Annotated in this window: 32 protein-coding genes; all 32 read left to right on the top strand. The window is 48.6% G+C overall.

The features are described 5' to 3' along the window. The first annotated feature begins 62 nt into the window (after positions 1 to 62). The 32 genes from tuf to rpsK all read left to right on the top strand — a co-directional run bounded on the left by tuf (position 63) and on the right by rpsK (position 16,818). Complete coding sequence (gene tuf / locus NYE37_RS00270) at positions 63 to 1,250, top strand: elongation factor Tu (RefSeq protein WP_037997041.1); 1,188 nt, start codon at positions 63 to 65, stop codon at positions 1,248 to 1,250. Between the two features lie 272 nt (positions 1,251 to 1,522). Further along, on the top strand, positions 1,523 to 2,305 hold the full coding sequence (gene aroD, locus NYE37_RS00265; RefSeq protein ID WP_236533808.1) for a type I 3-dehydroquinate dehydratase: 783 nt from the start codon (positions 1,523 to 1,525) through the stop codon (positions 2,303 to 2,305). A 136-nt stretch (positions 2,306 to 2,441) separates the two neighbouring features. Further along, a complete protein-coding gene (locus NYE37_RS00260; protein WP_049720837.1) occupies positions 2,442 to 3,011 on the top strand; it encodes a shikimate kinase in 570 nt (189 codons plus the stop codon). 261 nt (positions 3,012 to 3,272) lie between these two features. Next, a complete protein-coding gene (gene rpsJ / locus NYE37_RS00255; RefSeq protein WP_037997048.1) occupies positions 3,273 to 3,581 on the top strand; it encodes a 30S ribosomal protein S10 in 309 nt (102 codons plus the stop codon). A gap of 33 nt (positions 3,582 to 3,614) precedes the next feature. Then, the gene (rplC, locus tag NYE37_RS00250; RefSeq protein ID WP_082240741.1) at positions 3,615 to 4,244 is read left to right on the top strand and encodes a 50S ribosomal protein L3; all 630 of its coding nucleotides are present in this window, start codon (positions 3,615 to 3,617) and stop codon (positions 4,242 to 4,244) included. A 25-nt stretch (positions 4,245 to 4,269) separates the two neighbouring features. Further along, positions 4,270 to 4,896 (top strand): 50S ribosomal protein L4, encoded by a 627-nt coding sequence (gene rplD / locus NYE37_RS00245; RefSeq protein WP_037997051.1) that lies wholly within the window; start codon positions 4,270 to 4,272, stop codon positions 4,894 to 4,896. Further along, entirely contained in the window at positions 4,893 to 5,180 is a 288-nt protein-coding gene (rplW, locus tag NYE37_RS00240) for a 50S ribosomal protein L23 (protein WP_037997053.1), read from the top strand. The genes rplD and rplW overlap by 4 nt, the downstream gene beginning before the upstream one ends. Positions 5,181 to 5,207: 27 nt before the next feature. Further along, positions 5,208 to 6,041: a 50S ribosomal protein L2 gene (gene rplB / locus NYE37_RS00235; RefSeq protein WP_037997056.1), complete on the top strand. Its 834-nt coding sequence runs from the start codon at positions 5,208 to 5,210 to the stop codon at positions 6,039 to 6,041. 39 nt (positions 6,042 to 6,080) lie between these two features. Beyond that, positions 6,081 to 6,362 (top strand): 30S ribosomal protein S19, encoded by a 282-nt coding sequence (gene rpsS / locus NYE37_RS00230; RefSeq protein WP_037997058.1) that lies wholly within the window; start codon positions 6,081 to 6,083, stop codon positions 6,360 to 6,362. Between the two features lie 29 nt (positions 6,363 to 6,391). Next, the gene (gene rplV / locus NYE37_RS00225) at positions 6,392 to 6,727 is read left to right on the top strand and encodes a 50S ribosomal protein L22 (protein ID WP_037997060.1); all 336 of its coding nucleotides are present in this window, start codon (positions 6,392 to 6,394) and stop codon (positions 6,725 to 6,727) included. A gap of 22 nt (positions 6,728 to 6,749) precedes the next feature. Then, positions 6,750 to 7,412, top strand: coding sequence for a 30S ribosomal protein S3 (rpsC, locus tag NYE37_RS00220; protein WP_340711708.1), 663 nt, complete (start codon positions 6,750 to 6,752; stop codon positions 7,410 to 7,412). Between the two features lie 3 nt (positions 7,413 to 7,415). After that, the gene (rplP, locus tag NYE37_RS00215; protein WP_037997063.1) at positions 7,416 to 7,841 is read left to right on the top strand and encodes a 50S ribosomal protein L16; all 426 of its coding nucleotides are present in this window, start codon (positions 7,416 to 7,418) and stop codon (positions 7,839 to 7,841) included. Continuing rightward, the gene (rpmC, locus tag NYE37_RS00210; RefSeq protein ID WP_037997849.1) at positions 7,838 to 8,050 is read left to right on the top strand and encodes a 50S ribosomal protein L29; all 213 of its coding nucleotides are present in this window, start codon (positions 7,838 to 7,840) and stop codon (positions 8,048 to 8,050) included. Before rplP ends, rpmC begins: the two co-directional genes overlap by 4 nt. After that, the gene (gene rpsQ / locus NYE37_RS00205) at positions 8,047 to 8,313 is read left to right on the top strand and encodes a 30S ribosomal protein S17 (RefSeq protein WP_037997846.1); all 267 of its coding nucleotides are present in this window, start codon (positions 8,047 to 8,049) and stop codon (positions 8,311 to 8,313) included. The genes rpmC and rpsQ overlap by 4 nt, the downstream gene beginning before the upstream one ends. Before the next feature lie 38 nt (positions 8,314 to 8,351). Next, positions 8,352 to 8,720 (top strand): 50S ribosomal protein L14, encoded by a 369-nt coding sequence (rplN, locus tag NYE37_RS00200; RefSeq protein ID WP_037997843.1) that lies wholly within the window; start codon positions 8,352 to 8,354, stop codon positions 8,718 to 8,720. A 53-nt stretch (positions 8,721 to 8,773) separates the two neighbouring features. After that, positions 8,774 to 9,127, top strand: coding sequence for a 50S ribosomal protein L24 (rplX, locus tag NYE37_RS00195; protein WP_037997839.1), 354 nt, complete (start codon positions 8,774 to 8,776; stop codon positions 9,125 to 9,127). Positions 9,128 to 9,153: 26 nt separating this feature from the next. After that, entirely contained in the window at positions 9,154 to 9,696 is a 543-nt protein-coding gene (rplE, locus tag NYE37_RS00190; protein WP_037997838.1) for a 50S ribosomal protein L5, read from the top strand. 33 nt (positions 9,697 to 9,729) lie between these two features. Then, positions 9,730 to 9,915 (top strand): type Z 30S ribosomal protein S14, encoded by a 186-nt coding sequence (locus NYE37_RS00185; RefSeq protein ID WP_037997836.1) that lies wholly within the window; start codon positions 9,730 to 9,732, stop codon positions 9,913 to 9,915. A 23-nt stretch (positions 9,916 to 9,938) separates the two neighbouring features. Further along, a complete protein-coding gene (gene rpsH / locus NYE37_RS00180; RefSeq protein ID WP_037997834.1) occupies positions 9,939 to 10,337 on the top strand; it encodes a 30S ribosomal protein S8 in 399 nt (132 codons plus the stop codon). Positions 10,338 to 10,363: 26 nt separating this feature from the next. Next, positions 10,364 to 10,900, top strand: coding sequence for a 50S ribosomal protein L6 (gene rplF / locus NYE37_RS00175; RefSeq protein ID WP_037997831.1), 537 nt, complete (start codon positions 10,364 to 10,366; stop codon positions 10,898 to 10,900). 35 nt (positions 10,901 to 10,935) lie between these two features. Next, complete coding sequence (gene rplR / locus NYE37_RS00170) at positions 10,936 to 11,304, top strand: 50S ribosomal protein L18 (RefSeq protein ID WP_037997828.1); 369 nt, start codon at positions 10,936 to 10,938, stop codon at positions 11,302 to 11,304. 47 nt (positions 11,305 to 11,351) lie between these two features. After that, positions 11,352 to 11,819 (top strand): 30S ribosomal protein S5, encoded by a 468-nt coding sequence (gene rpsE, locus NYE37_RS00165; RefSeq protein ID WP_121874459.1) that lies wholly within the window; start codon positions 11,352 to 11,354, stop codon positions 11,817 to 11,819. A 13-nt stretch (positions 11,820 to 11,832) separates the two neighbouring features. Next, positions 11,833 to 12,021: a 50S ribosomal protein L30 gene (gene rpmD, locus NYE37_RS00160; protein WP_037997822.1), complete on the top strand. Its 189-nt coding sequence runs from the start codon at positions 11,833 to 11,835 to the stop codon at positions 12,019 to 12,021. A 35-nt stretch (positions 12,022 to 12,056) separates the two neighbouring features. Beyond that, the gene (rplO, locus tag NYE37_RS00155; protein WP_037997821.1) at positions 12,057 to 12,497 is read left to right on the top strand and encodes a 50S ribosomal protein L15; all 441 of its coding nucleotides are present in this window, start codon (positions 12,057 to 12,059) and stop codon (positions 12,495 to 12,497) included. Continuing rightward, positions 12,497 to 13,795 carry a preprotein translocase subunit SecY gene (gene secY, locus NYE37_RS00150; protein ID WP_037997819.1) on the top strand — a complete coding sequence of 433 codons (1,299 nt, stop codon included), beginning with the start codon at positions 12,497 to 12,499 and terminating at the stop codon, positions 13,793 to 13,795. Before rplO ends, secY begins: the two co-directional genes overlap by 1 nt. Before the next feature lie 112 nt (positions 13,796 to 13,907). Next, the gene (locus tag NYE37_RS00145; protein WP_037997815.1) at positions 13,908 to 14,561 is read left to right on the top strand and encodes an adenylate kinase; all 654 of its coding nucleotides are present in this window, start codon (positions 13,908 to 13,910) and stop codon (positions 14,559 to 14,561) included. Then, positions 14,558 to 15,304 carry a type I methionyl aminopeptidase gene (gene map / locus NYE37_RS00140; RefSeq protein WP_037997812.1) on the top strand — a complete coding sequence of 249 codons (747 nt, stop codon included), beginning with the start codon at positions 14,558 to 14,560 and terminating at the stop codon, positions 15,302 to 15,304. The genes NYE37_RS00145 and map overlap by 4 nt, the downstream gene beginning before the upstream one ends. 15 nt (positions 15,305 to 15,319) lie before the next feature. Further along, positions 15,320 to 15,625, top strand: coding sequence for a KOW domain-containing RNA-binding protein (locus NYE37_RS00135; protein WP_037997809.1), 306 nt, complete (start codon positions 15,320 to 15,322; stop codon positions 15,623 to 15,625). Between the two features lie 4 nt (positions 15,626 to 15,629). Next, entirely contained in the window at positions 15,630 to 15,848 is a 219-nt protein-coding gene (gene infA / locus NYE37_RS00130; RefSeq protein ID WP_037997807.1) for a translation initiation factor IF-1, read from the top strand. A 49-nt stretch (positions 15,849 to 15,897) separates the two neighbouring features. Beyond that, positions 15,898 to 16,011, top strand: coding sequence for a 50S ribosomal protein L36 (rpmJ, locus tag NYE37_RS00125; protein WP_022738894.1), 114 nt, complete (start codon positions 15,898 to 15,900; stop codon positions 16,009 to 16,011). A gap of 18 nt (positions 16,012 to 16,029) precedes the next feature. Continuing rightward, positions 16,030 to 16,398, top strand: a complete 369-nt coding sequence (rpsM, locus tag NYE37_RS00120) for a 30S ribosomal protein S13 (protein ID WP_037997804.1) — start codon at positions 16,030 to 16,032, stop codon at positions 16,396 to 16,398. A gap of 21 nt (positions 16,399 to 16,419) precedes the next feature. Then, positions 16,420 to 16,818 (top strand): 30S ribosomal protein S11, encoded by a 399-nt coding sequence (gene rpsK / locus NYE37_RS00115; protein WP_037997801.1) that lies wholly within the window; start codon positions 16,420 to 16,422, stop codon positions 16,816 to 16,818. Positions 16,819 to 16,948 lie beyond the last annotated feature (130 nt).

The following is a 16,948-nucleotide window of genomic DNA, read 5'->3' as shown; positions in this document are numbered from 1 at the left end:
CCTGATTCCAATAAATTTATTAAAATATTACTGATTCCTAAGCAAAGGGAGGATTATTCGATATGTCTAAAGCCAAATTCGAGCGTACGAAACCGCACGTAAATATCGGAACAATCGGTCACGTAGACCATGGTAAAACCACTTTGACCGCTGCAATCACAACCGTTCTTTCTCAAACCGGTGGTGCTGAAGCACAAGCTTACGATCAAATCGACAAAGCTCCGGAAGAAAGAGAACGTGGAATCACCATCTCCACCGCTCACGTTGAGTACGAAACCGAAAACCGTCACTATGCTCACGTTGACTGCCCGGGTCACGCTGACTACGTGAAAAACATGATCACGGGTGCTGCCCAAATGGACGGAGCCATCTTGGTTGTATCCGCAGCTGACGGTCCGATGCCGCAAACCCGTGAACACATCTTGCTGTCCCGCCAAGTGGGCGTTCCGTACATCGTTGTATTCTTGAACAAATGCGACATGGTGGACGACGAAGAGCTTCTCGAGCTTGTTGAAATGGAAGTTCGCGAGTTGCTCAGCGAGTACGAGTTCCCGGGAGATGACATTCCGGTTGTCCGCGGTTCTGCATTGAAAGCTCTGGAAAATCCGACCGGAGAAGATGCTCAACCGATTCTCGAACTCATGAAAGCCGTCGACGAATATGTTCCGACTCCGGAACGCGACACCGACAAAACCTTCTTGATGCCTGTGGAAGATGTGTTCACCATCACCGGTCGTGGTACCGTTGCTACCGGTCGTGTAGAGCGTGGTGTTCTGAACACAGGTGACGAAGTGGAAATCGTTGGTTTGGATGAAACCCGCAAAACGGTTGTAACCGGAATTGAAATGTTCCGTAAGTTGCTCGACAGCGCTGAAGCTGGTGACAACATCGGTGCATTGTTGCGTGGTATTGACCGCAAAGAAATCCAACGTGGTCAAGTTCTCGCAAAACCGGGAAGCGTAAACCCGCACACCAAATTTAAAGCACAAGTTTATGTATTGTCCAAAGAAGAAGGTGGACGTCATACCCCGTTCTTCTCCAACTATCGTCCGCAATTCTACTTCCGCACCACGGACGTAACCGGTGTTATCAAACTGCCGGAAGGCGTTGAAATGTGCATGCCTGGTGACAACGTGGAAATGGAAGTTGAACTCATTGCACCGATTGCTATTGAAGATGGTACCCGCTTCGCTATCCGTGAAGGTGGACGTACCGTTGGTGCAGGTGCCGTTACCCAAATCATTGAGTAATATCAATGGTGGATTTGGCACAACCGCTGCCTGAAATCAGGCAGCGGTTTTTTTATGGCCGAAAACCACGGATGTGCGGCTCCTTGCTTTGGAATGTGCGGTGGAATGGTTGCTTGGGGCATCGATGGAGGCGGATGCGGTTTTAAACGGGACGGGTACACCATCATCCGGTATGCAAGTTTTTTTCTTCAGGGTGGATATAGTATAGTAAATTCAATACGCATGCATCCAGCCTGAAAAGGCAGAGAGGCGGAGAGGAGTGTGAAGGGTGAATGAATATTTCGCCAACGGTCGTTTCGGTCCGAAAGGTTGAAATCGGGGGCGGACAGCCATGTATTTGTGTCCCAGTGGTCGGCAAAGATGCGGATGAGATCCTGAAGCAGACAAGGGAACTTTGTCGGAAAAAGCCGGATTTGATCGAGTGGAGGGCGGACTTTTTTCAAGAGATCAGCGATCCGGAAAAGGTGTTGGATGTTGTTCAGCACATGAGGGGGATAATCGGGGAGATTCCGCTTTTGTTCACGATTCGCTCCGAAAAAGAAGGGGGGCAACCCATCCCATTGACGGATTCAGAAAAAATCAGCCTGATGAAGCGGGTCTGTCAAACCCGTCAGGTGGATCTGATTGACCACGAGTTGTGGGATGAGCGGAACATCCCGGTTATCCGCAACGTTTCCAAAGAGTACGGGGTCCGCTTGATTTTGTCTTTCCATGATTTTGCTCAGACTCCATCAAAAGAAGTGCTGGTTGATAAAATCTTAAAAGCCGGGGAGTTCGGGGCGGATATTGCCAAAGTGGCCGTGATGCCCGTCACTTTCAAGGATGTGATCGTTTTAATGGGAGCAACCGAAGAAGCGCGGCATCATGTGCGAATTCCCTTAATCACCATGTCGATGGGCGGATTGGGGACGATGACCCGGCTGGCGGGTTGGCAATACGGGTCCGCCGTCACGTTTGCCGCCGGATCGCGATGTTCTGCTCCGGGACAAATGCCGGTTGAAGAGGTCCAAAATCTGTTGCCGGTCATTCGAAAGTATACCTGGGGCGAAGATTGACACGGTTTGCGGGTGCGCTTTATACTCTTAGTTAATTAAAAGGGCCTGGATGGAAGAGATTGGATGGAATCCGGAAAACTGTGCCGATCTTTCTTCTGACGGGTTCAGCACTGGCGGGAAAAGGGTGAAAGCGGAGATGAAGGAACCGGATGGTCTTTCGTGTCAGGAGCGAAATCTTGTGCTGATTGGTTTTATGGGAGCGGGAAAAACAACGGTCGGGAAGCAGGTGGCTGGGAGGTTGGGCTTTGATTTTGTGGATACGGATCGGGAATTGGAAAAAGTGCTTCACATGTCTGTCCCGCAAATTTTTGCCCGCAAAGGGGAAGCCTGGTTCCGGCGGCAGGAACGGAATCTGATCGTCAGGTTGTGTGCGGGGGAGCAAAGGAAGGTGCTTTCCCTTGGCGGCGGTGCGTATTTGCAGGAAGAGGTGCGCCGTGTCTGCCTGGAACACGGCCTGGTCGTTTTCCTCGATGTATCCTGGGAATATTGGAAAAAGGAACGTTATCCGCGGATCCGTGACAACCGGCCGGTTTTGCAAAACAAAACGATGGAAGAGATCAAAGGGTTGTTTTTTGAAAGAAGGCGTCAGTATGTATTAAGTCATGCAAGCATTGCCATCACGAACCGGAAAGACGCCGAGCAAGCCGCCGGCCGGATTGCGGCATTTCTCCGTCGTGCACGGGAATCGGAAAAAGCCAAACCGTGACGCCCGGCAGGAAATTGCCATATGGTTCCCGTACTCTTTTATTCCGGGACTTTTTCATCAAAAATGGGACAATGGCTCCCCGATGCAATCAAAACAAGAAAAAAACTTGCATATCTATTGTTTTTTCTTTATAATCGTGAATGTTGTCATGAACGCGATGAAGCGAAAGGTTGCCGACACACCCGGCCCCTTTGCCATGGCCGGGCGGGAAATTTTCGTGGAGAAGTTCATTTTCAAAATGGGCGAGAAGGAGGGGTAAAGATGGCAAAACAAAAGATTCGCATTCGGTTGAAAGCTTACGATCACCGCATTTTGGACCAATCTGCGGTAAAAATCGTGGATACCGCCAAGCGGACAGGCGCCAGTGTTTCCGGCCCGATCCCGCTTCCGACGGAAAAATCGGTTTATACGATTTTGCGCGCGGTTCACAAATACAAAGATTCTCGTGAGCAATTCGAAATGCGCACTCATAAACGTCTCATTGACATCATGAATCCAACTCAGCAAACAGTGGATGCGTTGATGAGATTGGATCTTCCGTCTGGTGTCGATATCGAAATCAAATTGTAATCTCTGATTCTGTAATGGCAGGAGGTGTGCAAAGTGAAAGGGATTCTCGGTAGAAAAGTCGGGATGACTCAGGTCTTCAATGAAGACGGAGTGGTCACTCCGGTTACGGTGGTTGAAGCAGGTCCCTGTGTCGTGTTGCAGAAAAAAGAAGTCGCAACCGACGGATACGAGGCCGTTCAACTCGGTTTTGACGAAAAGAAAGAACATCGTGCAAACAAGCCGGAACTCGGTCATGCGAAAAAAGCCGGCGTCAAACCCCAAAAATTCATCAAAGAGATTCGCGGTGTGAATTTGGATGAGTATGAATTGGGAAGCACCATCAAAGCGGATATTTTCTCCGAAGGGGACATCGTGGATGTCACAGGTACATCCAAAGGGAAAGGATTTGCCGGTGCCATTAAACGGCATAATCAATCCCGCGGTCCGATGAGCCACGGTTCCCGTTATCATCGCAGACCCGGTTCTTTGGGTGCGGTTGGTCCGAGCCGTGTGTTTAAAGGACAAACATTGCCCGGACGCATGGGCGGAGACAAGGTGACAACACAAAACCTGCAAGTGGTTCGTGTTGATGCCGAGAAAAATCTGCTCTTGATCAAAGGCGCCATTCCGGGACCGAAAAACGGTTATGTTGTGATCAAATCTGCTGTGAAAGCAGGCAATTGATTGAGTGAAGAAAGGAGGAGCATCCATGCCAAAGTTAACGGTCTTAGATATGAGCGGTAAGCAAGTCGGGGACATTGAGCTTTCTGAAAGTGTTTTTGGCATCACCCCGAATGAAGCTGTGTTGCACGAAGCCGTTGTCATGCAACAAGCATCCTTGCGCCGCGGTACCCATGCAACCAAAAATCGTGCGGCTGTGAGCGGTGGCGGCAAAAAACCTTGGAGACAAAAAGGAACCGGACGCGCACGTCACGGCAGCATTCGTTCCCCGTTGTGGGTTGGCGGTGGCACCGTGTTTGGTCCGCAACCACGGAGCTATGCATACAAATTGCCGAAAAAAGTACGGCGACTCGCCATCAAATCGGCGCTTTCTTCCAAAGTGAACGACAGCGAGCTGATCGTTCTGGATGAATTGAAAATGGAACAGCCCAAAACCCGTGAGATGGTTCAAGTCCTCAAAAACCTGGGTGTGGATCGCAAAGCGTTGATCGTTGCAGATCAAGTGGAAGAAAATGCAGAGCTGTCCGCCCGTAACATTCCGGGAGTGAAAGTGATCCCGGCTGAAGGCTTGAATGTTCTTGATGTGCTTTATCATGACAAACTCATTCTCACCCGCGGGGCTGTGAATCGCATTGAGGAGGTGTTTGGCCAGTGAAAAACCCACGTGACATTATTCGTCGACCGGTCATCACCGAAGAGTCCACAGACCTGATGGAAGAAAAGAAATATGTATTTGAAGTGGATCCTCGCGCAAACAAAGTGGAAGTGAAAAAAGCGATCGAAGAGATCTTCGGCGTGAAAGTGGATAAAGTAAACACGATGCGCGTAAAAGGAAAAGTGAAACGTTACGGTCGTTACAGCGGTCGCAGACCCGAACGGAAAAAAGCGATTGTAACGCTCACGGAAGACAGCAAGGCCATCGAAGTATTCGAGGTTTGATTTTAAGCAAGAAGGAGGGAAAGAGCAGTGGCTATTAAATCTTTTAAGCCAACGACCCCGTCCCGTCGTCATATGACCGTTTCGGCATTTGATGAGATTACGACGGATAAGCCGGAAAAGTCATTGGTTGTTCCGCTGGTGAGAAAAGCCGGCCGCAACAATCAAGGGAAATTAACGGTCCGCCATCAAGGTGGGGGACATAAACGGAAATACCGTATCATTGACTTTAAACGTGATAAAGATGGCATTCCTGGCAAAGTTGCCACAATCGAGTACGACCCGAACCGTTCTGCAAACATTGCACTGATCCATTATAAAGATGGTGAAAAACGCTACATCCTGGCACCGCACGGGTTGAAAGTCGGAATGACCGTGGTTTCCGGTCCGGATGCGGACATTCGTGTCGGAAACGCCTTGCCGCTGAAAAACATCCCGGTGGGTACGGTGATTCACAACATCGAAATGAAACCGGGCCGCGGCGGTCAATTGGTGCGTGCTGCAGGTGCTTCTGCACAATTGCTCGGAAAAGAAGGAAAATATGCGATCATTCGCCTGACTTCCGGTGAAACCCGGATGATCCTTCTCACCTGTCGTGCAACGATTGGTCAAGTAGGAAACATTGATCATGAATTGATCCGTGTGGGTAAAGCCGGACGTTCTCGTTGGATGGGTAAACGGCCGACGGTTCGCGGTTCGGTGATGAACCCGGTGGATCACCCGCATGGTGGTGGGGAAGGTCGTGCACCGATCGGACGCAAATCTCCGGTTACACCGTGGGGGAAACCGACGCTGGGTTACAAAACCCGCAAGAAAAACAAGCAGTCTGACAAATATATTATTCGTCGCCGTAAAAGTAAATAAAGGCTGTGAAATAGCCTCACTCGAAGGGAGGTCGAACTTATGGGCCGCAGCTTGAAAAAAGGGCCATTTGCCGATGCACATCTTTTGAAAAAAGTGGAAGAACTGAACAAAAAAGACGAAAAACGTGTGATCAAAACATGGTCTCGTCGTTCCACCATTTTCCCCGAATTTGTGGGTCATACGTTTGCTGTGCATGACGGGCGCAAACATGTGCCGGTTTATGTGACAGAAGACATGGTGGGCCACAAATTGGGTGAATTCGTACCGACCCGGACCTTCAGAGGGCATGCCGGTGATGACAAGAAAACGAAAAGACGGTAGAGGTTTCGGTTAAGAGAGGAGGTTAAATGATGAAAGCAAAAGCAGTTGCTCGTTACGTGCGGATCACTCCCCGTAAAGCACGTCTGGTGATTGACTTGATTCGCGGCAAATCTGTAGAAGAGGCACTTGCCATTTTACGCTTTACTCCTCGTGCCGCCTCTCCGATTATTGAGAAAGTGTTGAATTCCGCCGTAGCGAATGCGGAGCATAACTACAATATGGACACCAATCGTCTTTATGTAGAGCAAGCTTTCGTAGATGAGGGGCCGACGATGAAGCGTTACATTGCACGTGCTCGGGGTGGCGCGGGCCGTATCAACAAACGCACAAGCCACATTACGGTAGTTGTTTCTGAAAAAGAATGATTGAATAAGGAGGGATGAAGCTTTGGGTCAAAAGGTAAATCCGGTGGGTCTGCGTGTCGGCGTGATCCGCGACTGGGAATCCAAATGGTATGCGGATAAAGACTATGCAGATCTCTTGCACGAAGACATTCGAGTCCGTGAGTATATCAAAAAACGCCTGAAAGATGCAGCGGTGTCTGGAATTGAGATTGAACGTGCTGCAAATCGCATTAACATTACCCTTCATACCGCGAAACCCGGAATGGTGATCGGTAAAGGTGGAGCTGAGGTGGAAGCACTTCGTCAGGCTCTCACAAAATTGACCGGCAAGAAAGTTTACATCAATATCAGCGAAGTGAAAAACCCGGAGCTTGATGCATATCTGGTAGCTGAAAACATTGCACAACAACTGGAACGCCGTGTTTCGTTCCGTCGTGCGATGAAGCAAGCCATTCAGCGTTCGGTTCGTGCTGGTGCAAAAGGGGTTCGCACTTTGGTGAGCGGCCGTCTTGGCGGTGCAGACATTGCACGCAGTGAAGGTTACAGCGAAGGAACGGTTCCGCTTCACACATTGCGTGCAGATATTGACTACGGTTTTGCCGAAGCACACACCACATACGGCCGGATTGGTGTGAAGGTATGGATTTATCGTGGCGAAGTTTTGCCGCAAAAAAATAAAGAAGGAGCAGCGGAAGGAGGCGAGTAACCTATGCTGATGCCAAAACGCGTGAAATTCCGCCGTCCACATCGCCCCAGTTTGAAAGGGAGGGCAAAAGGCGGTACGGAAGTCGCTTTCGGTGAATATGGTTTACAAGCGCTTGAACCGGCTTGGATCACCAACCGTCAAATCGAAGCTGCCCGTATTGCCATGACCCGTTACATGAAACGTGGCGGGAAAGTGTGGATTAAAATTTTCCCGGATCAACCGATCACTCAAAAACCCCTCGAAGTACGGATGGGAAGCGGGAAAGGTTCGCCCGAAAAGTGGGTGGCGGTTGTGAAACCTGGCAAAGTGATGTTTGAAGTAGCAGGGGTTCCGGAAGAAGTGGCCCGTGAAGCGATTCGTCTTGCAGCTCACAAACTTCCGATCAAAACCAAATTTGTAAAACGTGAAGAAGCGGGTGGTAACGAATGAAAGCAAAAGAGCTGATTGAATTGACCACCGCCGAAATCGAGCAAAAGCTCGCACAGTACAAAGAAGAGCTGTTTAACCTCCGCTTCCAATCGGCAACCGGTCAATTGGAAAACCCGGCCCGGTTGCGTCAGGTTCGCAAGGATATTGCCCGTTGTAAAACCGTGTTACGGGAGCGCGAACTAGGGATTGAAAGGAGGAAACAGGGATGAACGAGCGCACAAGTCGCCGTAAAGTACGTGTCGGCAAAGTGGTCAGCGATAAAATGGATAAAACGATCGTCGTCGCTGTTGAAACCTACAAAAAGCATCCGTTGTACGGGAAGCGCGTGAAATACACCAAAAAGTTCAAAGCGCATGATGAAGAAAACCGTGCAAAAGTCGGGGATGTTGTACGAATCATGGAAACACGTCCGCTTTCAAAAGATAAGCGCTGGCGTTTGGTTGAAATCGTTGAAGAAGCAGTGATTGTTTAATGACAAGCGCATGATTGAAGCGGGAAGGAGGGAATGTCATGATTCAACCTCAAACACGTTTGCGTGTGGCAGATAACTCTGGTGCGAAGGAAGTAATGTGCATTCGTGTACTTGGTGGATCGAAAAAAGCATCGGCCGGTATCGGTGATGTGATTGTGGCTTCTGTAAAACAAGCTACACCCGGTGGCGTTGTCAAGAAAGGGGATGTCGTGAAGTGCGTGGTGGTACGCACGGTCCGTTCCGTACGTCGTCCGGACGGTTCTTACATCCGTTTTGACGAAAACGCCGCGGTTGTGATCAAAGATGATAAAAGCCCTCGCGGTACACGGATTTTTGGACCCGTTGCCCGTGAGCTGCGTGACCGCGACTTCATGAAAATCATCTCTTTAGCACCGGAAGTACTCTAAGGATTTCATGAAGATGAAAACAGAACACTTCTGCAGGTAAGGAGGTGCCCGGTATGCACATCAAAAAGGGTGATATGGTCATTGTGATGCGAGGTAAAGAAGCTCCGTACTTCGCAGATGGCAAAAAAGTTTACACTCGCGGCCGTGTGATTAAAGCAATGCCGAAAGAAAACCGTGTGCTGGTTGAAGGTGTCAACATGGTCAAAAAGCACACTCGCCCGACCCAAGCCAATCCACAAGGCGGGATCGTTGAACAGGAAGCACCGATTCATGTGTCCAATGTGATGATCGAAGATCCGAAAACCAAAGAGCCGACCCGTGTCGGTTACAAGTTTGTGGAAGGCAAAAACGGCGAGAAGAAAAAAGTGCGCTATGCGAAAAAATCGGGAGAAATTCTTGACAAGTAATGTTTGATGAAGGGAGGTTAACCCTGATGGCAGCACGCTTGAAAGAGCACTATATCAATGAGGTAACTCCTGCCCTCATGAAAAAATTCGGATACAAATCAACCATGCAATTACCCAAAGTGGAAAAAGTCGTAATCAACATGGGTGTGGGTGAAGCTGTACAAAACTCCAAAGCTTTGGACGGTGCAGTGGAAGACCTCACATTGATTTCCGGTCAAAAGCCTGTTGTGACACGGGCGAAAAAATCAATTGCCGGATTTAAACTCCGTGAAGGAATGCCCATTGGTGCAAAAGTAACGCTTCGTGGTGAACGGATGTATCATTTCCTTGACAAACTGATCAATGTGGCTCTGCCACGGGTTCGCGATTTCCGCGGGGTGTCTCCGAAATCCTTTGACGGACGCGGAAACTACACCCTCGGTTTGAAAGAGCAATTGATTTTCCCGGAAATCTCTTACGACAAAGTGGACAAAGTTCGTGGAATGGATGTCGTGATCGTGACGACAGCCGATACGGATGAAGAAGCGCGTGAAATGTTGGCATTGATGGGAATGCCTTTTCGCAAATAACGGGACGGCAAAACTTTGAAGGGAGGGAATCACTTGGCCAAAAAATCGATGATCGTGAAGTCGAAACGCAAACCGAAATTCAAAGTTCGTGCTTATACGCGCTGTGAACGTTGCGGTCGCCCGCATTCGGTGATGCGTAAGTTCCGTCTGTGTCGTATTTGCTTCCGAGAATTGGCCTACAAAGGGCAGATTCCCGGCGTGAAAAAAGCAAGTTGGTAATAGGATAGGAAGGAGGGTTTCACATGGTGATGACAGACCCGATTGCAGATATGCTGACAAGAATTCGGAATGCCAATATGGTTCGTCATGAAAGTGTTGAGTTTCCGGCATCCCGTATGAAACGGGAAATCGCCGAGATCTTGAAACGTGAAGGTTTTATCCGCGACGCGGAATATATCGAAGACAACAAACAAGGCATTATTCGGATCTTCTTGAAGTACGGACCAAACAATGAAAAAGTGATTACCGGATTGAAACGGATCAGCAAACCCGGGTTGCGCGTTTATGTAAAAGCCAATGAAATTCCGCGTGTTTTGCGTGGCTTGGGCATCGCTCTTTTGTCCACCAGCAAAGGGATTTTGACGGACAAAGAAGCCCGTGAGCAAAAAGTCGGCGGAGAAGTCATTGCATATATCTGGTAATTGGTTTACGGATGGAGGTGAATGTGATGTCTCGTATCGGGAAAAAACCGATTGAAATCCCAAACGGGGTTGAAGTAAACGTTGAAGGGAACAAGGTTACCGTGAAAGGCCCGAAAGGCACCTTGTCCCGTGACTTCCATTCCGATATCAGCATCAAGGTGGAAGAGAATCAAGTCGTGGTGGAACGTCCGAACGACCATCGGACCTACCGTGCTTTACACGGAACCACCCGCAGCTTGATCGCCGGAATGGTGGAAGGCGTAAGCAAAGGATTCTCCAAAACTCTTGAGTTGGTTGGTGTCGGTTATCGGGCTCAGAAAAAAGGAAACAAACTGGTCTTAAACGTCGGTTATTCTCATCCAGTGGAGATTACTCCGATGGATGGAATCGAGATTGACGTCCCTTCCCAAACGCAAGTCGTAGTCAAAGGGATCGACAAACAAGTTGTTGGTGAAATGGCCGCCAACATCCGGAAAGTCCGTGTGCCTGAGCCTTACAAAGGCAAAGGAATCAAGTACAGCGATGAAGTGATTCGTCGTAAGGAAGGGAAAACCGGGAAGTAAACCGTAGCATGATCAAGAAGGGAGTGAACTAGACCGTGATTCGTAAAGTAAGTCGTAACGAGAGACGGAAAAAACGCCATTTGCGTGTTCGCAACAAAGTGTTTGGTACCGCTGAGCGTCCTCGTTTGAATGTTTTCCGTTCTTCCAAAAACATTTACGCTCAATTGATTGATGACATGGCCGGACACACATTGGCAGCTGCTTCGACCTTGGATAAAGAAATCAAAGAAAAAGGTGTCAATGGCGGAACAGTGGATGCGGCACGCGAAGTCGGCAAATTGATTGCGAAACGAGCTGCGGACAAAGGATTCAATAAAGTGGTTTTTGATCGCGGTGGATACATTTATCATGGTCGTGTGAAAGCTTTGGCTGAAGGAGCACGGGAAGGAGGTCTGGACTTTTGAGCAAACAAGAAAAGCCGCGCAAAAGAGATGCTGCGCAATCAGAGTTTATCGAAAAAGTGGTTAGCATTAACCGTGTGGCAAAAGTTGTAAAAGGCGGACGTCGCTTCAGTTTCAGCGCTCTTGTCGTTGTCGGCGACGGCAAAGGCAAAGTTGGCGCAGGGATCGGAAAAGCGGCTGAAGTACCGGAAGCGATTCGCAAAGGAATTGAGAATGCGAAAAAGAATATGATTCGTGTGCCCCTTTTGGGAAGCACGATTCCGCACGAAATGATCGGCCGTTTTGGTGCCGGGAAAGTTCTTTTGAAGCCGGCATCGAAAGGTACCGGAGTTATTGCCGGAGGTCCTGTGCGTGACGTGTTGAATGCTGCGGGTGTTGGTGACATTCTGACAAAATCGACAGGTTCAAACAACCCGATCAATATGGTACGCGCTACACTGAATGGACTTGAAAACTTGAAACGTCCGGAAGACGTAGCAAAACTGCGCGGTAAAAGCGTAGAGGAACTGTTGGGATAAGGAGGGGATGACCATGGCTAAAAAACTGGCGATTACCCTCAAGCGCAGCATGATCGGCCGCCCGGAAAGCCAACGCGTAACCTTGCGTACGCTGGGTTTGAAAAAACGTGAACAAACCGTTACGCATCAAGACAATCCGGCGATTCGCGGGATGTTGAACAAGGTGCAACACCTGGTAGAAGTCAAAGAAATCAATGAGTGATTTTGGGATGACATGCTGAAGAGGAGGTGCGAGGGATGAAATTGCATGAATTAAAACCAGCTACCGGCGCTCGTAAAGCGAAAAAACGCCTTGGACGTGGTATTGCAGCGGGTCAGGGAAAAACTTCGGGACGTGGTCAAAAAGGACAAAATGCACGTTCTGGTGGCGGTGTACGCCCTGGTTTTGAAGGGGGTCAAATGCCGATTTACCGCCGCTTGCCGAAACGCGGTTTTACAAACCCGAATCGTGTGGAATACGCGATCGTCAACTTGGACACGTTGAACCGTTTTGAAGAAGGAACCGTTGTGACACCGGAACTCTTGGTTAAAGAAGGCGTTGTTAAAAACCTGAAAAGCGGATTGAAAGTTCTTGGCAATGGCGAACTGGAGAAAAAGCTGACTGTAAAAGCTCACAAATTCTCTGCTTCAGCGCAGGAGAAAATTAACGCCGCTGGTGGAGCGACGGAGGTAATCTAATGATTCGGAACCTGGGCAATATCTTTAAGGTGGAAGATCTTCGTCGGCGTATTTTATATACTTTGATGATGTTAGTGATATTTCGGATCGGAAGTTTTATTCCGGTTCCGAACACTAACGCCGAGGCTCTCCAAATGTTGATGGATCAAGCACAAGGTGTTTTTGGTCTCATCAATGCGTTTTCCGGGGGAGCTTTCACGAACTTCTCCATTTTTGCGATGGGGATTATGCCCTACATCACTGCTTCGATCATTGTGCAACTTTTGACGATGGATGTCATTCCGGCCTTTGCACGATGGGCGAAGGAAGGTGAAGTGGGTCGCCGTAAATTGGCACAGTTTACCCGCTACTTTACGATTGTGTTGGGATTGATTCAATCCATCGGATTGTCCATTGGTTTCAACCGTTATATTACCGGCTTTATTGAAGACCAAAGCGTTTGGTCCTATGCTTTGATTTCTCTCACACTGACAGCGGGTACCGCATTTTTGATGTGGATGGGCGAACAAATCACGGAAAAAGGAATCGGAAATGGAATTTCCATTTTGATTTTTGCCGGAATTGTGGCTGCCATCCCGTCTCATGTGGGTGCGATTTACAACACATTGTTTGTTCAGGAAGACCAACTGTTCCTTGGAATTTTGAAAGCCGTTGGAATTTTGCTGGTCGTGATCCTGGTTGTGATCGGGGTCATTTACATTCAACAAGGTGTCCGCAGAATTCCGGTACAGTACACCAAACGGGTGGTTGGCCGTAAAATGTACGGCGGTCAGTCGACGCACATTCCGATGAAAATCAATGCAGCCGGCGTGATTCCGGTGATCTTTGCACTGGCTTTGCTCATGTTCCCGGTGACGATCGCCAGCTTCTGGCAAGGACATCCGGTTGCTGATTGGATTCAGGCCAATTTCACCTACACCCAATTTGGTTTGGGAATGGTTCTGTACGTCATCCTGATCATCGGATTCTCTTATTTTTACACTTTCGTGCAAATCAATCCGATTCAATTGGCTGATCAGATGAAGAAAAATGGCGGCTTTATTCCGGGGATCCGGCCTGGAAAAAACACTTCGACCTACCTGACCAAGGTGATGAATCGCTTAACCTTGACAGGTTCTGTGTTTTTGGCAGCCGTATCCATTTTGCCGATCTTTTTCATCAACTTTTCGGGTCTGCCCAGTACCGTTCAGATTGGTGGAACCTCGCTTCTCATCGTGGTCGGTGTGGCACTTGAAACGATGAAAACGATCGAAAGTCAGTTGATCAGACGCCATTATAAAGGGTTTATGCATAAATGAGCATTGTCCATCCCCCGGATTGATTTCCGGGGCTATGATATGGGCATGCAAATCCATTTTTCTCTGTAAGTGCGGACCAAACCCGTAGACAGTTGAACCGGGAGGGATATTGATGAATATTGTACTCATGGGCTTACCCGGGGCCGGGAAAGGGACGCAAGCAGCGCACATTATTGATGAGTTGAAGATCCCGCATATTTCGACCGGAGATATGTTCCGCCAGGCAGTGAAAGAGGAAACGCCGCTTGGCCTGGAGGCAAAAACTTACCTGGATCAGGGAAAATTGGTCCCTGATGAGGTGACGATCGGTATTGTGCGTGAACGTTTGGGCAAAGATGATTGTGCAAACGGATTTATGTTGGATGGCTTTCCCAGAACGGTTCCGCAAGCTGAAGCACTGGATGAATTGACGAAAGAGTTGAATCGTCCCATCGATTATGTGATTTATATTGATGTTGATGAGGAGGAACTCCTGAAACGTCTGACGGGTCGACGCATTTGCCGCGAGTGTGGCGCGACTTATCATGTCGTTTTTGCTCCGCCAAAAGTGGATGGAGTTTGTGACCGCTGCAACGGAGAACTTTACCAGCGGGATGATGACAAAATTGAGACAGTGAAAGAACGTCTCAAAATCAACATGGAGCAGATCCAAAAGTTACTGCGTTATTATGAATCAACTGGCAAACTTCATCGTGTCGATGGGAAGCAGCCGATCGAAGATGTAACCAAAGAGATTATGTCCGTGATTCGAGGGGCGAAGTCATGATTATCATCAAATCGGCCAATGAACTCGAACGCATGAGAGAAGCCGGAAAGATCGTATATTTGACTCATCAGGAGTTAAAAAAGGCCATTCAGCCCGGGATTACCACCAAAGAGCTTGACCGGCTGGCGGAAAAAGTGATTAGCGGATATGGTGCGACGCCTTCCTTTAAGGGGTATAATGGCTTTCCAGGCAGTATCTGCACATCCGTCAACGATGAGTTGGTACACGGGATTCCTGGAAACCGCGAATTAAAAGAAGGAGATATTATCTCTCTGGATATCGGTGCATGTTATGAAGGATATCACGGAGATTCGGCTTGGACTTATCCGGTTGGAAAGATCAGTCCGGAAGCGGAAAGATTGCTGAAGGTTACGGAAGAATCTTTATATAAAGGACTGGAGCAGGCCAAAGCCGGGGCCAGAGTGGGTGATATTTCGCATGCCATCCAGACCGTTGCTGAAGAAGCCGGTTTTTCCATCGTACGGGAGTATGTCGGGCATGGTGTGGGCCGGAACTTACATGAAGGTCCGAGCATCCCGAATTACGGGATTTCCGGAAAAGGCCCCCGTTTGAAATCCGGAATGACCATTGCGGTCGAGCCGATGGTCAACTATGGGAAACGGTTTGTCAAAACACTTTCTGACAATTGGACGGTCGTAACGGTGGATGGTTCTCTCTGCGCGCACTTTGAGCATACCATCGCGATCACAGATGACGGCTATGAGATTCTGACCAAAGCGTAATCCAGGTGAAGGGTGATGGACGTGACAGATGTGGATTGTCTCCCGAGTCCCGGACAGATTGTACGCATTTTGCGCGGACGTGATGCAGGGAACTTCGCAATCGTGGTCGGCTGTCAAGAACCGTATTTCGTTCTTCTGGCGGACGGGGACCGGCGAAAGATGGAATGCCCGAAAAAGAAGAATGTCAAGCACATTCAAGTGACGAATACGATTAATCAGGAGATCGCAGCTGATTTAAAAAAGTATCGTCGAGTGGATAATGCGAAGTTACGATACGCCCTGAACCAATATTTGCTCAAGAAAGAGCATAAAGGAGTGTGAATCGATGGCCAAAGAAGATGTGATCGAGGTAGAAGGGATTGTAAAAGAACCTTTACCGAATGCGATGTTTCGTGTAGAGTTGGAAAATGGTCATGAAGTTCTGGCCCATGTCTCCGGAAAGATTCGCATGCACTTTATTCGTATTTTGCCGGGAGACAAAGTAACTGTTCAACTTTCTCCTTATGATCTATCCCGTGGACGGATCACTTATCGTTACAAGTAAAGACCTGTGAGCAGTTGCTGAAAGACGCTTAAGACAGGAGGGTGCTGAAATGAAAGTGAGACCTTCAGTGAAGCCCATTTGCGAAAAATGCAAAGTGATTCGTCGCAAAGGGGCAGTCATGGTAATTTGTGAAAATCCGAAGCATAAGCAAAAACAAGGTTAATGACGGGAGGTGTAAAGTATGGCGCGTATTGCCGGAATCGATTTACCACGTGAAAAACGCGTAGAAATTGCCCTCACTTATATCTACGGAATCGGTCGTTCCCAATCGAAAAGAATTTTGAAAGAGACGGGTGTTAATCCGGATACCCGGGTTCGTGACCTGACGGAAGATGAAGTAGCAAAATTGCGCAGCTTCATTGACAAAAACCTGGTCATCGAAGGGGATCTTCGTCGTGAAGTGGCATTAAACATCAAACGGTTGATCGAAATCGGATGTTATCGCGGAATTCGTCATCGTCGCGGGCTGCCTGTTCGCGGTCAAAGCTCCAAAACGAATGCACGCACACGCAAAGGTCCTCGCCGCACTGTAGCGAACAAGAAAAAATAAGAATAGCAAGGAGGGAAAATTGTGGCTAAACGTAAAACGACAACTCAACGTGTCAAACGCCGTGCAAGAAAAAACATTGAAGCCGGTACGGCTCACATTCGTTCCACTTTTAACAACACCATCGTAACAATTACCGATCCGCGCGGAAACACCGTTGCATGGGCAAGCTCCGGTACGATGGGATTCAAAGGTTCCCGTAAAAGCACGCCTTTTGCAGCTCAAATGGCTGCGGAACAAGCTGCGAAAGTAGCGATGGAAAACGGAATGAAATCTGTGGATGTTCTGGTGAAAGGGCCGGGAGCAGGTCGTGAAGCAGCGATTCGTTCTTTGCAAGCGGCAGGTTTGGAAGTAAGTCTGATCAAAGACGTAACACCAATCCCTCACAATGGATGTCGTCCGCCGAAACGTCGCCGTGTTTAATTTTTGCTTCCAATCTGTTCCATTGTTTATTTTTGCATGAGATGGTGTATACTGGATAAGACTAATTCTTTTATCCTGTTATACCAAATCCGTGCAATCATGAGGTTGGATTTCGCCCGGAACGCGACGT

The organism is Thermoactinomyces sp. FSL K6-2592 (assembly GCF_038006465.1).
Taxonomy (GTDB): Bacteria; Bacillota; Bacilli; order Thermoactinomycetales; family Thermoactinomycetaceae; genus Thermoactinomyces; species Thermoactinomyces vulgaris.
This window is presented reverse-complemented; position numbering and strand designations above follow the sequence as displayed.